The following is a 12,789-nucleotide window of genomic DNA, read 5'->3' on the forward strand; positions in this document are numbered from 1 at the left end:
TCTCTCCAGTAAAATAAAACCCGGGTCGCCGCAGCCCTGATATTGGCATCTCTTGCCTTTAATAAATTATTTAAAAGAATTTCGTTTGTTTGATGTAATCTCTGGTACATCCATAAAGCCTCCAACTGAAATTGCTCATAACTCTTATCCGACTTATTTAGTTCTAGAAGCCAATTTGGCAAGGCGGCTAAAACTTCCTTCTCAGGAAACTCTGTCAGTTGAATTCTGGCCCTGTATCTTGTTCTGTCTTCGTATTCTTTTAATTGATCCAGTAACTGATTGATCTTAAGACGGCTCATATCTACAGGTTTCAGTAATGCTTTGCCGGAATAAGTTATCCGCCAGATCCTGCCATGGGTTTTATCGCGATCAGGATCACGCAAAGCCCTTTCCCCATGATTGATTACCAGATTGAACCAATCTGCCAAATAAAGGGCTCCATCCGGCCCGAACTGCAGATCTACAGGTCTGAACTGAGAATCTTTGGATTGCAGGATCGGTTCCTGCTCCTTCCCTAACAGACCACTTCCTGATTCAGACAAAGAATGATTTGTGATTCCCTGAAACCCGAGAAATGTATTAAAAAGCACATTACCCTGATAATTATCCGGAAAATTTCTGCTTGAAACAATTTCCATCCCGCAAGTCTTGGGTTTAATCTTGAGTGTTAGCATATCCTTCATTTCGACATGCTTTATTGGATAATCAGTCGCTACCGTGAGTGGCGGAGCAAAATAATTCATTCCTGTAGAGGTATCTCCAATCAGATGAGTACCATTCCTGGTAAAGACATTCCCCCAGGGGTTAGCATAAGGGTAGGAAACATATGGCTCCAGTTTCATCGTGATCGGATCGTATCGCCAGGTTTCACCATAAGCAGATCGCTGCGGGCCATAAGGTGTTTCTACCTGAGTATGAAGAAAAGTGCCCATCTGCATATACAATGCACCATCCTGACCCCAGGTAAGAGCAGAAATTGAATGATGTACATCTTCTGTACCAAAACCATGAAGAATAATTTCTTTCACATCAGCTTTACCGTCGCCATTGGTATCCTTTAAGAACATCAGGTTTGGCGGCTGAGAAACATACACTCCACCATTACCCAATTCAAATCCAAGAGGCATATAGAGGCTATCTGCAAAAACGGTATGCTTATCCGCCTTCCCATCATTATTAGTATCTTCGAGAATAATAATTTTATCATTTGGCGGACTTCCGGGATAATACTGAAGATATGATGGAAGAGTTGATACCCATAAACGCCCTTTGGGATCGAAGGTGATCTTAACCGGTTTTTCAATTGGGAAATCCTTTTCAGAAGCAAAGAGTTCTACTTTAAAACCCTCCTGTACAACAAATTGCTCTTCCAATGGTGCATTCTGGGGCTTATTAACAACTATCTCCTGCTTATCGTTAATTAAATGTCTGACTTTCCTGGTATCAATCCCAGTACTGCTTTTAGTCCCGGTCCAGACGATGCTGTCAAGGCTTAAAACCAGCTGATCTAATTTCAATAATTCCGTTGGGAATGAAATAGGTCCACCTGCCGGTTGTACCCAGGGTTCTTTCCTGCTTCCATTGATATATTCTGCATTTACAGCTCTGAATTTGTAAAAGAACTGCTGATTTTTATGATCAATTGCCCATTTTAACTGCTTAAAATCAGGTTCATCTTTCCATTCTGCGAATTTGAAATTTAGCTTTTTGGCCATTAACTCACTAACTGCCCGATAACCTTTATCATTGAGATGGATCCCATTTATGGTGATTGAATCGGCAGCATTTGCCAGGGCATGGCTAGGCTTGTAAAGATCAATAAATGGAATTTCCATCTGTTTTGCAACTTCGGCCATACCCGCTGTATATAATTCCAGATTGGCATTATGCTCTTTCGGATCCGGTAGATTACCACCCAGATTTTCATGGGCAATTGGAGAAACAAGAATAATTTCAGGTGCTGAGATTGAATTGTATTTCTGTTCTTTGAGATGCAAAAGGAATCCTGAAAGGCGATGTTTAAAATTTGCAAGACTATCAGGTCCCTTAAAAGCCTCATTCAATCCGAAACATGCAAAAATAATATCTGCCTTTTGTAATGTCAGATGCTCATCCTGTGTACCGAAATTATATGGCCTTGGTTGAAGGCCAACTTCATCGGCACTCCAGCCCATATTCCGAACAGTAAGATTTAAATCAGGAAAGCTCTTATATAAAAGTGCTTCGAAATAGTTGAAATTTTGGAGGCGTTCGGCAAATGTATTTCCAATAATCACAATTCGCTGACCTTTTTTAGGTTTAAAATCTATACTCTTATAGCTGCAAGCCACAATCAGAGTGCTTGCTATAAGTGGTAAAAATATTAAAAGGAGGAATCTATAATGTTTCATCTTTACATGCTTATCAAAAATTTCTAATCTTGCCATTTAATGTCCTTAATCTTTGTTCCTTATTCCTTGATCCTTATTCCTTGTTCCTTGATCCTTGATCCTTGTTCCTTATTCAATTAAGTGCCTATCCCTCATCCAGTTAATAGCCCTCCCGAACCATTCCTCAAAAACTGGCTTCTTTAAGAAACCATGTTCCCCTTCAGAATAAACATGAAGTTCTGCATTGACCTTATACTTACGCAAAGCATAATAAAACCTCAAACTATTTTCAGGAGAAACTACAGTATCATCAGCCGTATGCACCAAAAAAGTTTGGGGAGTCGATTGGTTCACATGAAGTTCATTGGAAAAAAAGTTGATCTTTTCTGCAGAAGGTGTCTTTCCTAAAAGATTATTACGGCTGCCGGCATGACCAATTTCATCCGAAAAGCTGATAACAGGATTAACAAGTACCATAAAATTGGGTCTAAGGTCTGTCTTTTCAGGATTTTCAATGATTCTGGCATCATAATGAGTACCTGCGCTTGAAGCGAGGTGTCCACCCGCAGAGAATCCCATAATACCTATTTTTTTAAGATCAATATTCCATTTGCCTGCGTTCTGACGAACTGTTTTTAAAGCTTGCAGCGCATCCTGTAATGGCCCGATGGATTTATCTTCCATAATTACATCATCCGGAAGACGGTATTTAAGCACAAAAGCAGTGACTCCCAGTTTTGCAAAGGCCCTGGCCACATCACTCCCCTCACGTTTGGTGAGTAAACCGCCATATCCTCCTCCCGGACAAATTATGACCGCTGTTCCATTAGATTGATTTTTTGGAGGAAGAAAAATGCTTAAAGTTGGGACAGATACTTTTCTTGTTACTGTATCGACTAATGCATTTGCTGTTTTCTGCTCCTCATTGGCACTTAATTTGGAGTTGGGGATTTTTGCGGGATAAAGTGGGATGGTTTGTTGGGCGTTGGAAAGCTGAAATGTTGCAAGCAGAAACACTGTAAGTATTAGCGATTTCTTATAATTCATTATTGATCAATTAATTGTAGCTGTTTATCAATTTTAATCAAATACATTTTAGGAACAAAATATATTATCCAGAGCGAGCCGGTAAATTTCCATCCAACTCCCGACCCATCACCCATAATTTTCACCTCCTCCCACCCCATAAGCACCATCCCACTAAAATAAGCACAAGCACTATAATTAATACATTCACCAGATGCCAGCCCTTCTTTTCCAAAACTCTGGAGTTTGATACCTCCGACTTCTTGCTTTCATACTGTTCTTCATAATTCATGTCTCTTTGCTTTTCTGCCAGAAGCACTGCACTATCAATCCGGCTTATTACCCTTCTCAGCTTTCCGGAAAGTTCAATCCTTTCGGCACTGCCTTTGAACCCATGTTGGGCTGAAAAGCTGAAGGTGTCGGCAGGGAAAATAATGACTGAATATTGCTCATTGGTAGTGTCGGTCAGAAGGATCTTCCGTTTAGCTTCAAGCTTATCATTCATCAAATCCTGCATCCGAATTTCCGATTGTGCTGAGACCGAACTTTCAAATTTTTGCCTATTCAGCTTCCGGGTGCTGCATGAGCTGAAATTGATCAGGATCAGCAGCGCCAGAAGTTTAATTACAATTGCTTTCATGATCTTGTTTTTTAAGGCTGCCGGATATACCGCGCAACCTGGTAAATAGATTTGACGGGCCGCCGCTTGCGGTACACCCCGTCCCCCTCCCTGCCACCTGAAACATTCGTATTTCCCTCAACCGTAATCAACCAGGTTCCATCCCATTGATCAATAAAACCGACATGGGCAATGCGCTTTTTGTCAGAGAAGTAGATACCGAAAACGTCACCGATGGTGGGTTGCCAGTTATCTGTTGCCTGTTGCCTGCTATCAGTAGTCCGTTGCCTGTTACCTGTTGTCTGTCTGATCGGATAGGTGTATGCTATGCGTGAGTGTCTTGACCCGATAGCTATCGGGTCCTGGCTCCCTGCCTGACCGGCAGGCAGGTTGGCTCCTGGCTCATATGCCCTGCTTTCAACTTTCAGCTTTCTGCTTTCAGCTCTTGTCCATATTACTTTACTAGACTTAAACAGATCCGGGGACCAGCCCGTTCTGGGGTTATCGACATTGTCCTGCCCGTAAACCCAGCAGATAAAAGCCGCGCACCAGGGCTGACCCTTTTTCAGGTTCACATAGTGCAGATATTCTTCAACCTGCGGACCTGAATTAATCCCCTTCTCACGAATACCAATTTGGGAATCGTAGATTTTTTTGGTTGTTACCCGGCCATCGGATTGCCGGAATCTGAGGTCAGTTGTCTGAAAGACAGATTTCACTCCAGGTAAAACTCCTTCCTGATACTCTTTATGTATTGGGCCCTGAGTGATGGCCGTTGAGCCTTGAGTGGTTTGTTTCGAAAATTCCGCTTCACCCTTTCTGCTTTCATCTTTCAGCTTTATGCTTTCCCCTTGCCGGGAAACTAAATAATCCCTGCCAGCGTAGCCACAAATGAATAGAGCAGCAGCAGATAGAATCCCAAATAGATAATTACTTTTTGCCATGATTGTAAGGATTTAAAATTCCGTTCAAAATGTTCTTTGGAGTATTCAGCAAATACCGGCCAGATGATATTGATGAGCCACCAGGTCACTGCCTTAAAAGCAAGCAGTGACAGAATAGCCATGATCACCGCACTCAATGCGCCGGGATCGATTGGAGCCGACGTTATGTCGATCCACCTGGATAAGCCTGGAAAATACAGGAACAGAAAGAAGGCTGAAAAAATAAGCAGATGTTCCTTTTTTAAAATGTTTTGCGGTATACGCAAATTGATGAGCTGGTTCATAATTGTTCTTCTTTAGGTTTAACAAATTCCCTTGTACCCGGGTCTGTTTCTTGCTCCCTTTCAGGTATAAATGCTCCTGATGTATTAATCATCAGGCTTTTAAACAGTCTGATCAGCAGCTGGGTCACTTCCATGATTTGTTCCTGCCCAACTCCCCGGCTTTTAAGTTTCTTTAGTGAAAATGCGGTCCTGAGTCCCTGAAATAAATGGTTGAACTCAGCTACTGACAGAAAACGAAAAATCAAAGCTATATGCCAACCCCTCAGGCAGGTCTGTTTCTTTTGAAGGAATTGGTTAATCGCAGCCTTGCCGGCTCTGCTGTGTCCGGGAAGCTTTTCGATTAGGATCTGTGCGGCCTGGCGTTTAAACTCCGGCAGCATTTTACTATAATTTATGATTTGATTATCCATGATAATTGTTTTTAAAGTCCCGCATGTGCGGAATAAATTTGAATGAATGTTAGTTTAAAGAACCGCCGCGTATTCGCGACGGTTCTAATCAACGTGATACTTAGTCGATCACTTTCTCCAGCACAGTTTGGTTGCCGGGCAGGTCAGTGGCTGTAAAAATGATTTTACTGCCGTTAGCCGCTGCATTAACCGCTGTACAGGTGTAGATCCAGTCCAGGCCATTATCCGACTGTACCGCATCTCCCTCTTCCAGTAGACTTAAATCTGCGTTTATGATCTTAACTTTTACTCCGATAACCTGGAAGTCGTCAATCACACTTACGCTGATTTCATCGCCAATCGCCCCGGTATAGGTTGAAAGGTTTACGTCCTCATCAAACTCAGGAGCCAGTTGGTAATCCTTGAAAGCCCTGTTATAGGCACTTTGACCCAGGCGTGCTACAGCCTGATAGCCCGCCTTTAACAAGGGGTCAAGAATTGCCTTTTTGGCATACTGAGCTGCTTTTTTAAAGCGTCTTTGTATGCCCAGTTGTAAGTCTGTAGGCGGTGTACTGAATGGTTTTGGCCGGTCGGCCACAATGGTTTTATTCGCTCTCTGGCGAAAAACCAGCAGATCACCGATCAGGCCGCTCAGCCCATGGGTGATCACATTGTTTTTAGATTTTGCCATAATTGAAAAAATTTAAAATGATTAATAATAAAAATTAAGCCTCCTCATCTGTACCGGTACGCGGTGCTTGAGGTCAAACCTAAAGCGGTATTTGTTAAATTCCTAGTAATCAGGTGGTCATGATCTCATTTGAATCCATCTGGTCTCATTTGACACCATAAGACTTCTGTTAAAGGAGAAGAAATGGAGAGCTTCAGGCCCGATAGATCATGACAGATTTTACTGCATGCATTTCTATAGTTAAAATAGTATTAGAATAGTGTTAAGGTATAGTGAGAGTTTTCGGATAAAGAGAAGGAAGGAGTGAAGAGTCGAGAATGGAGAGTCCACTGTACCAGGGCAGGTTAAGAAAATATTCTAAGATGTCACCACTTTCATTTTGACAAGCAAGTAAATTAGACTGTATTACTATTAAAATTATTGTTATGAACAAAGAAATCCTAGACCATAAACGGAATTCACCATCAGTTAGCAGGCAAAAAAAGGAGAATTTAATTAAAACAAAGCTCATCCACACTATGGGTGAAATCATCAGGAAAAATGGTTATTCCGGGCTGAATATTAGCAGAATAGCTCGCATAGCACATATACCTATAAAGGTTGTCTACCGGCATTTTGGATCATTTGACAAGCTTATTGAAGCTTATGTATTACAAAAAGATTACTGCAAAGACTCTTCATCGGATACTCAAAACCATACCTCAGTTGACCTGGAAGCAGATATCTATAGCATCCTGGAAAATGAATTCGATTTATTTTTTAATAAACCTGAAATGCAACAACTCATTATAGGGGAATTATGCGGCTGTAAGGCAATGAAAAATATTTCCATTACCAGGGAGAGGGGAAACGAAAAACTCCTAAAACAAACGGATGATTATTCTGAGGGTAGTGATTTTAATCTCAGGGCGTTAAGTGCGCTATTGTCTGCCGGATTACATTACCTTATGTTACAAGGACCGGAAAAGTGTTTATATGGGGTCAATATCTGGGATCCAAATGATCGGGAAGAAGTTAAAAGAACTATTAGACTACTCATTAAAACTGCATTTCGTATGGTTAAATCAAAGAAATAAAAATGCAGTTATTTCCGAACCCCTTTAATTTCCGAATCTGCCAATGCCTTTATCATCATTGCTTTTTCCACATCTACCCTTTTGTACAGATCTTTCTTGCCCAGTTTTACAGGAATGAGGATTTCATCTTTTTTTAAGCGGTATAATGTTGATTTACTGATATGGAACATTTCCTTCATATCACAGGTGTCAAGCCATTTTTTGGGCCCGCCCCGTTCAAGCAGTGCATCCAGTGCTCGCTGTATGCGCTTTTGCCCCTTTTCAAGCTCCATTAGTTTCTGAAATATCTGCCCCTGGTCCATAATCACACCATTAACAGTTAATTCTATGAGCGTACACCACAAACTTGTGGAATAGGATGGCTTTTGCCAATATCGATTCTCCCGGAATGTCCCGTTTTAGAAGATCCGGAAAATAGTAATAGGAACGCCCTCCGAGCCCGGTGCAAGTGACCAATACCTTTTGTCGGTAATAGCATAAGCTACGAAGGCTAATTTTCAGGTTCTCTTCCGGTAGTCCCCAGTCCTGCAGGTTGAATCCAGCGACAGACTGTTCACAGGCTGACCTGTTTAGAGCCGATTGCTGGTTCCTGACAATTCGTTCAAGGAGTTCTATGATGCGTTCCAGTTCTGACATGGCATGCTATTCACTCCACAAAAATGTCTAATACCCCGCTAAAATCTTATTCACAGCATGAATAAGTTATTCAAACCGATGAATAAGTTATTCATGGGCAAAAATTGTCTCTTAAAAACAAGCGGAAATCCGTCCAGAAAAATAGAATAAATTTTTGCTTTCAGATCAGGCATTTTCATCGGTTTGTAATGGCAGATGTTGGATATGAATAATTTATTCATGCATGAATAAATTATTCACGCAGGACTAAAAAGTTGGTTTGGAGGCTACAAAAGGCATATTTAAGCCATTTGATCGTAAAGGCCTCTTTATGAGGGTATTGACAGAGAATATTTGAATGTTTAAATTCATATAAAACAAACGCTCTATGTAAAAGAAATCAATTCATTAATCATCTACCTAAATGTCCCCAACATGAAAAATTTCAACTTTGGAGAAAACCTCCGAATGCTGCGCATTTACAAAAATGTTTGTCAGGAAGGTATGGCCGCTGGGCTTAACATCTCACAAGCTTCCTATTCAAGAATCGAAACATGCCCTGATGTTCCGCAGGTTCAGGTAATAAACAAACTCGCCGATACCCTTGGTGTCGCGCCTAAAGATTTAGTATCAGCGAACTGGTACGCCAAAGCAGTGAACAGTGGTTACGGTAAAAATAAACGTTCAGTATTCTTAATCAGCAAAAATGGGCAGAAAGCCTATGGCTTCCTTCTGGCCGTCGCAGCCTGGGATTCAACTTTGGGTACAGCAGATGGTGCGAAAATAGAATCTATGGATTTCAGACTTTTTCTAGGATCTATCTTCTTTCTTGTAGCATTCTTTATTTATTATTTTACAGTGAAGCAAACAGATGTGAATCTTGAAGACGATACCCCGCTGTTGTGACTTGAAAGGACAACCATTTTGTTAGTGTGTATCGGAGAATTTATATAAACACTGTCCGACAGCGTTAGGGATAGTCCTTCGGATCCCGTACATATGAAATGATATTCATTCTTCTATCCCCCCATTGTAATCCTTACACAATGATTTTGCATCCACGCAAGTGAATTTAGCTGAATAAAAAATATTCATCAAGCATGAGGTTCTGTTCATCAAGCAAAACCCGGTGTTGGTGTAATAAATTTCCTGTACCCCAAAATAAGCATGAAATTTTTATAGGAAAGAGCAAAATTCTCTCAAAGATGAATTCCCGGAATAGTACAAACAGGTGCTCTTTACCCAATAAACTAAATAATATAGATGAGCTCTTACCGTACTCATAAACAAAACCTCCGCAGTATGCTGGAAATGCTTAAAAAAGGGAAACTGATCTCAAGAAGCCAGGTGGCTCAGCTTTTGGGCACATCAGAGCAAACTGTTACAGCCCGGATAAAAGAACTGAGGTATCTGGGTCACAAGATTCAGTATTCGCGATCATTACATAAATATATACTCATAAAAAAGAGAAGAAATTATTTAAAGAAAGGAGGCCTTACGTGGAATAAAAAAGAATAAGGCTGAGGAATCCAACCATTTCTTCGGTCCGCCCCGTTCAAGCAGCATATCCAGCGAGCGCTGCATACGTTTTTGTGCCCTTTCAAGCTCAATGAGCTTTTGAAATATCTGCTCCTGGTCCATAAAAACCCTGTTAACAGTTTCAATTCTATGGGGCTAAAATGTTGAGAACGCATTTATCCATTCAAAGAAAATAGTTCATGATGACAAAATGTGTCTGCATAACAAAAGAAATTTGCTAAAAGAAACCAGGCCGCGTATCATGGAGACCGTTTTATGGAAAGCTCCCTTCTATTTCAAACCCTTGCTTCGTACTGTTCTCCCAGCATGGAGGAAAAAGAATTGCTGAAGTCTTTTTTGAAGGAAGAAGAATTTCCGGCTGGTAAACTTTTACAGCGCCAGGGACACCCACCGAACAAGATTTGGTTCATTTCAGAAGGATTTGTCATTGGAAATTACCTGGAACAGGGCGAACAGCACACCTCTCTGTTTTGCCCCCCGGGTGAATTTGCTGTTTCCCTGCCTGCTTTCATTCAGCAGGGAATATCTCCTGAAAACCTGATTACCCGGCAGGACAGTCTCCTACTCTCACTCAGCTATGAAAATCTCAGGGAACTCCGGAATATACCCTCACTGTCCAGAGCGTACAAAGGGATCATTGCCCACTACCAGGAAGAAAGCCTGCAGCGTATGCGCTCTTTATTATATGACAGCCCCGCTGTTCGTCTGCAAAAACTGCTTGACCGATACCCCGGTCTATTAAAGTCTGCTTATCCGGAAGAAGTAGCCTCCTATCTCGGTATTAGCCGCCGTACGCTTTACAGGATGCTTTTATAAAAATCCATTTGTGCCATTTGGCACAGAATCAGGCCTGATTGCAGCCGAACTTAGATCTATGCAAACATCAGACAACATACAAACCTCATTTAAGCCATCCTCCAAACCTGGAAACATCGTTCAGGTAATTTCTTATCTGCTTATCCTATTATGGGTATATGCTGCAGCGAGCAAGCTGATCGATTATGATACAAGCAGGGCCCAAATGCTGAATCAGATATTTTCAAAAAGTATCGCAAATGTTCTTGTTTGGGCTGTGCCCTTTACTGAATTGCTTGCAGGCAGTTTACTGATCTTCCTTAAAACCAGACTGGCCGGCTTATACGCCTCGCTCCTCCTGCTCATCAGTTTTACAATATATATCGGCCTGGTAATGAATAATGTTTTTGGCCGAATTCCCTGTTCCTGCGGGGGTGTATTAAATAAAATGACCTGGGAGCAACACCTGACATTCAATCTGGCCTTTATGCTGTTAACCTCTACTGCAATTCTTTTTTCTGCTCATTTAAAGGAAGGAGGGTTTATGGGGAAGGAGTAGAATAATAAAGGTATCTGGTAAAGTATTTAATAAAAACTAACCGGAATTAAAAGAAGGACAGGCCGAAAACCTTTAATAGAGTAGGCATAATTAAAAACACTACAATAATGGAAAAATTAAAAAACAGGCTCGGCATCTTTTTCGCATTTATAGCTCTGATGCTTGCCTTTGCCTTTAAACCGGCATATGAAACACTTTATGTTCAAACCTCTCCGGGAATATTTCAAACTGAAACCGCTGCAGGCGGATCCTGTATCGTTGAGCAAAGTGAAGTATGTAAATATACCTTAAGACCTGATAGCGATCCACAGGATCCTAACAGTTACGATCCTGCACCTGGATATACTAATCAGATGTGGGTTCCCTGATATCAATTACAGGCAGGCGATCCAGCCTGCCTGTAATTATATTATAAACTAATTGCTCTATCGATCAACTCTTTCAAATACCGCCCCTCTGCATTCGGATTTGCAGCAAATACAAAACCATTCTTTAAAATCAGCAGCTTTGGACATGCCTGAATGTTGTAGAATTTAATCATCGGGTGATCAAACGCCAGGCCTTCGGTAAAAAGGTTCACCGCTCCGGAAACTGTATACTTGCCTCCTGAAAGAGCCTTCAGCCAGGTATCCTTATTCCTGTCAAGATTTATACTTATAAACTTAATCCTTTCATTGTCCTTGAAATAAGGTATAACGTGGGTCTCAATATCTTTTGCTGCCAGAATACAGCCTGAACAACCGTTGAACCAAAAATCAATAACGAGGATCTTATCCTGCAGATCAGCAAGCCTGTAATGTTTCCCTTCCGGATCAGGAAGATCAAATGGAAAGGCTGGTGCTTTTTCTGCAAATGCATGATATTGACTTTGGAGCAGATTTCGACTTGAGGGGTGTTTTACATAGCTCAATGCGTCTTTAAGTGTCATCTCAAATTCGCCATATTCCCCAGTTGGATTGCTAAGCAAAAAAGCGGTTACTACTTTGTCACGTAACAACCCGGAGAGTGAACCCTTTAATTGCTGATAAAGGTTGGTTAATGATCTTTTTCCATGTTTGAAATAAATTTCAGCGGTAGCTTTCTGGATGAGGGCGGCAAGATAATTTTTAGATTGCCAGGCAATACTGTCCTTCACCTGGTAAACCGAAGGTAATGGTAATGACTTAAAAAGCTGATGAATTTCATTTCTCAAGCTATCATTAACACTGCTGGCCGTATACCATGTATTGAAATACTTTCTTTCCATCCGATATGCATTTATATCCGCATTGAACAGTTCGTACATTTGCAAACTCATAGAACTTTTATAGGTATCAAGAAGGGAGAGTTGTCTTTGGGCAATATAATCCAGCCGCCGATATATCAGCTCAATATGTTCAATGCCAGGCTTCAATATCATAAAACGAAGGTCAGGTATTTTCTGCATTTCATTAACCCCCCTCTTCTGCAAGTTTTCAAGCTCAAGTTTGCACGTAAATTTGACCGAGCCTTTTCCGGTGAATACCTGTTTCCCGGAACCACTCAGATCATAGGATATAAAAACGCTATCCCCGGGTTCAATATAATAAGCGTCCATCAATGAAGATTTAGAATTATTAAGGTGAAAAGCTATCCTCCCCGGAGCCTCAAGCGCTGGAAGCGTGAACCGGAATATTCCTTTTTCATCAGCAGAGGTACTAATAGCTTCCCTACCTAAGTAATTAAAAGAATATTCCCTTATCAGGTATAAAGTGAGGGTATCTGTTTTAATTCCTCCTGGCAGGCTGAATTCTATATATGCACCTAATTGTTCAAAAACAGGCTTAGCACCAAATACCGCGGTAAGGGGGCTAAACAGCAAGATGATAAAGGCTACAGTAATTTTAATTCTTAATGTTCTCATA

Annotated in this window: 17 protein-coding genes; 6 read left to right on the forward strand and 11 right to left on the reverse strand. The window is 41.1% G+C overall.

What is annotated here, in order from left to right; all coding sequences use genetic code 11:
- From Q8S11_RS01870 to Q8S11_RS01900, 7 genes are all read right to left on the reverse strand, one after another.
- Positions 1-2,426, reverse strand: a 2,426-nt coding sequence (locus Q8S11_RS01870) for a PVC-type heme-binding CxxCH protein (RefSeq protein ID WP_305660380.1), incomplete at its 3' end; no start/stop codon positions are given.
- 72 nt (positions 2,427-2,498) lie between these two features.
- Positions 2,499-3,416 carry an alpha/beta hydrolase gene (locus tag Q8S11_RS01875; protein ID WP_305660381.1) on the reverse strand — a complete coding sequence of 306 codons (918 nt, stop codon included), beginning with the start codon at positions 3,414-3,416 and terminating at the stop codon, positions 2,499-2,501.
- A 121-nt stretch (positions 3,417-3,537) separates the two neighbouring features.
- Positions 3,538-4,035 (reverse strand): hypothetical protein, encoded by a 498-nt coding sequence (locus Q8S11_RS01880; protein WP_305660382.1) that lies wholly within the window; start codon positions 4,033-4,035, stop codon positions 3,538-3,540.
- Positions 4,036-4,046: 11 nt separating this feature from the next.
- Entirely contained in the window at positions 4,047-4,958 is a 912-nt protein-coding gene (locus Q8S11_RS01885) for a hypothetical protein (protein WP_305660383.1), read from the reverse strand.
- On the reverse strand, positions 4,877-5,242 hold the full coding sequence (locus tag Q8S11_RS01890) for a hypothetical protein (protein ID WP_305660384.1): 366 nt from the start codon (positions 5,240-5,242) through the stop codon (positions 4,877-4,879). Before Q8S11_RS01890 ends, Q8S11_RS01885 begins: the two co-directional genes overlap by 82 nt.
- Entirely contained in the window at positions 5,239-5,652 is a 414-nt protein-coding gene (locus Q8S11_RS01895; RefSeq protein WP_305660385.1) for a hypothetical protein, read from the reverse strand. Before Q8S11_RS01895 ends, Q8S11_RS01890 begins: the two co-directional genes overlap by 4 nt.
- Positions 5,653-5,752: 100 nt before the next feature.
- Positions 5,753-6,322 (reverse strand): hypothetical protein, encoded by a 570-nt coding sequence (locus Q8S11_RS01900; RefSeq protein WP_305660386.1) that lies wholly within the window; start codon positions 6,320-6,322, stop codon positions 5,753-5,755.
- A gap of 425 nt (positions 6,323-6,747) precedes the next feature.
- Between Q8S11_RS01900 and Q8S11_RS01905 the strand changes: the two genes are divergently transcribed.
- Positions 6,748-7,398, forward strand: coding sequence for a TetR/AcrR family transcriptional regulator (locus Q8S11_RS01905; protein WP_305660387.1), 651 nt, complete (start codon positions 6,748-6,750; stop codon positions 7,396-7,398).
- Between the two features lie 8 nt (positions 7,399-7,406).
- Here Q8S11_RS01905 and Q8S11_RS01910 read toward each other — a convergent pair whose 3' ends face one another.
- Positions 7,407-7,700 carry a helix-turn-helix domain-containing protein gene (locus Q8S11_RS01910; RefSeq protein WP_305660388.1) on the reverse strand — a complete coding sequence of 98 codons (294 nt, stop codon included), beginning with the start codon at positions 7,698-7,700 and terminating at the stop codon, positions 7,407-7,409.
- 10 nt (positions 7,701-7,710) lie between these two features.
- Positions 7,711-8,034 (reverse strand): hypothetical protein, encoded by a 324-nt coding sequence (locus tag Q8S11_RS01915; RefSeq protein WP_305660389.1) that lies wholly within the window; start codon positions 8,032-8,034, stop codon positions 7,711-7,713.
- 414 nt (positions 8,035-8,448) lie between these two features.
- Here Q8S11_RS01915 and Q8S11_RS01920 point away from each other — a divergent pair, with 414 nt between their 5' ends.
- Together Q8S11_RS01920 and Q8S11_RS17790 are read left to right on the forward strand one after the other, a co-directional pair.
- Positions 8,449-8,919 carry a helix-turn-helix domain-containing protein gene (locus Q8S11_RS01920; protein ID WP_305660390.1) on the forward strand — a complete coding sequence of 157 codons (471 nt, stop codon included), beginning with the start codon at positions 8,449-8,451 and terminating at the stop codon, positions 8,917-8,919.
- Positions 8,920-9,315: 396 nt separating this feature from the next.
- A complete protein-coding gene (locus Q8S11_RS17790) occupies positions 9,316-9,531 on the forward strand; it encodes an HTH domain-containing protein (protein ID WP_371135121.1) in 216 nt (71 codons plus the stop codon).
- Here Q8S11_RS17790 and Q8S11_RS01925 read toward each other — a convergent pair.
- Positions 9,493-9,654, reverse strand: coding sequence for a hypothetical protein (locus Q8S11_RS01925; RefSeq protein ID WP_305660391.1), 162 nt, complete (start codon positions 9,652-9,654; stop codon positions 9,493-9,495). The two genes, Q8S11_RS17790 and Q8S11_RS01925, sit on opposite strands and share 39 nt — an antisense overlap.
- Positions 9,655-9,858: 204 nt before the next feature.
- Between Q8S11_RS01925 and Q8S11_RS01930 the strand changes: the two genes are divergently transcribed.
- From Q8S11_RS01930 to Q8S11_RS01940, 3 genes are all read left to right on the forward strand, one after another.
- Positions 9,859-10,368: a Crp/Fnr family transcriptional regulator gene (locus Q8S11_RS01930; protein WP_305660392.1), complete on the forward strand. Its 510-nt coding sequence runs from the start codon at positions 9,859-9,861 to the stop codon at positions 10,366-10,368.
- Between the two features lie 58 nt (positions 10,369-10,426).
- The gene (locus Q8S11_RS01935) at positions 10,427-10,906 is read left to right on the forward strand and encodes a MauE/DoxX family redox-associated membrane protein (protein WP_305660393.1); all 480 of its coding nucleotides are present in this window, start codon (positions 10,427-10,429) and stop codon (positions 10,904-10,906) included.
- A 107-nt stretch (positions 10,907-11,013) separates the two neighbouring features.
- On the forward strand, positions 11,014-11,274 hold the full coding sequence (locus tag Q8S11_RS01940) for a hypothetical protein (protein WP_305660394.1): 261 nt from the start codon (positions 11,014-11,016) through the stop codon (positions 11,272-11,274).
- A 41-nt stretch (positions 11,275-11,315) separates the two neighbouring features.
- Here Q8S11_RS01940 and Q8S11_RS01945 read toward each other — a convergent pair whose 3' ends face one another.
- Positions 11,316-12,788 (reverse strand): thioredoxin-like domain-containing protein, encoded by a 1,473-nt coding sequence (locus Q8S11_RS01945; protein ID WP_305660395.1) that lies wholly within the window; start codon positions 12,786-12,788, stop codon positions 11,316-11,318.
- Between the last annotated feature and the right edge of the window lies 1 nt (position 12,789).

Source organism: Daejeonella sp. (assembly GCF_030695525.1).
Lineage (GTDB): Bacteria > Bacteroidota > Bacteroidia > Sphingobacteriales > Sphingobacteriaceae > Daejeonella.

What these genes read in the sequence shown, in the direction of transcription:
- Q8S11_RS01875 (WP_305660381.1), bottom strand. Translation starts at nt 3,416, where the DNA reads ATGAATTATAAGAAATCGCTAATACTTACAGTGTTTCTGCTTGCAACA.
- Q8S11_RS01880 (WP_305660382.1), bottom strand. Translation starts at nt 4,035, where the DNA reads ATGAAAGCAATTGTAATTAAACTTCTGGCGCTGCTGATCCTGATCAAT.
- Q8S11_RS01885 (WP_305660383.1), bottom strand. Translation starts at nt 4,958, where the DNA reads ATGGCAAAAAGTAATTATCTATTTGGGATTCTATCTGCTGCTGCTCTA.
- Q8S11_RS01890 (WP_305660384.1), bottom strand. Translation starts at nt 5,242, where the DNA reads ATGAACCAGCTCATCAATTTGCGTATACCGCAAAACATTTTAAAAAAG.
- Q8S11_RS01895 (WP_305660385.1), bottom strand. Translation starts at nt 5,652, where the DNA reads ATGGATAATCAAATCATAAATTATAGTAAAATGCTGCCGGAGTTTAAA.
- Q8S11_RS01900 (WP_305660386.1), bottom strand. Translation starts at nt 6,322, where the DNA reads ATGGCAAAATCTAAAAACAATGTGATCACCCATGGGCTGAGCGGCCTG.
- Q8S11_RS01905 (WP_305660387.1), top strand. Translation starts at nt 6,748, where the DNA reads ATGAACAAAGAAATCCTAGACCATAAACGGAATTCACCATCAGTTAGC.
- Q8S11_RS01910 (WP_305660388.1), bottom strand. Translation starts at nt 7,700, where the DNA reads ATGGACCAGGGGCAGATATTTCAGAAACTAATGGAGCTTGAAAAGGGG.
- Q8S11_RS01915 (WP_305660389.1), bottom strand. Translation starts at nt 8,034, where the DNA reads ATGTCAGAACTGGAACGCATCATAGAACTCCTTGAACGAATTGTCAGG.
- Q8S11_RS01920 (WP_305660390.1), top strand. Translation starts at nt 8,449, where the DNA reads ATGAAAAATTTCAACTTTGGAGAAAACCTCCGAATGCTGCGCATTTAC.
- Q8S11_RS17790 (WP_371135121.1), top strand. Translation starts at nt 9,316, where the DNA reads ATGCTGGAAATGCTTAAAAAAGGGAAACTGATCTCAAGAAGCCAGGTG.
- Q8S11_RS01925 (WP_305660391.1), bottom strand. Translation starts at nt 9,654, where the DNA reads ATGGACCAGGAGCAGATATTTCAAAAGCTCATTGAGCTTGAAAGGGCA.
- Q8S11_RS01930 (WP_305660392.1), top strand. Translation starts at nt 9,859, where the DNA reads ATGGAGGAAAAAGAATTGCTGAAGTCTTTTTTGAAGGAAGAAGAATTT.
- Q8S11_RS01935 (WP_305660393.1), top strand. Translation starts at nt 10,427, where the DNA reads ATGCAAACATCAGACAACATACAAACCTCATTTAAGCCATCCTCCAAA.
- Q8S11_RS01940 (WP_305660394.1), top strand. Translation starts at nt 11,014, where the DNA reads ATGGAAAAATTAAAAAACAGGCTCGGCATCTTTTTCGCATTTATAGCT.
- Q8S11_RS01945 (WP_305660395.1), bottom strand. Translation starts at nt 12,788, where the DNA reads ATGAGAACATTAAGAATTAAAATTACTGTAGCCTTTATCATCTTGCTG.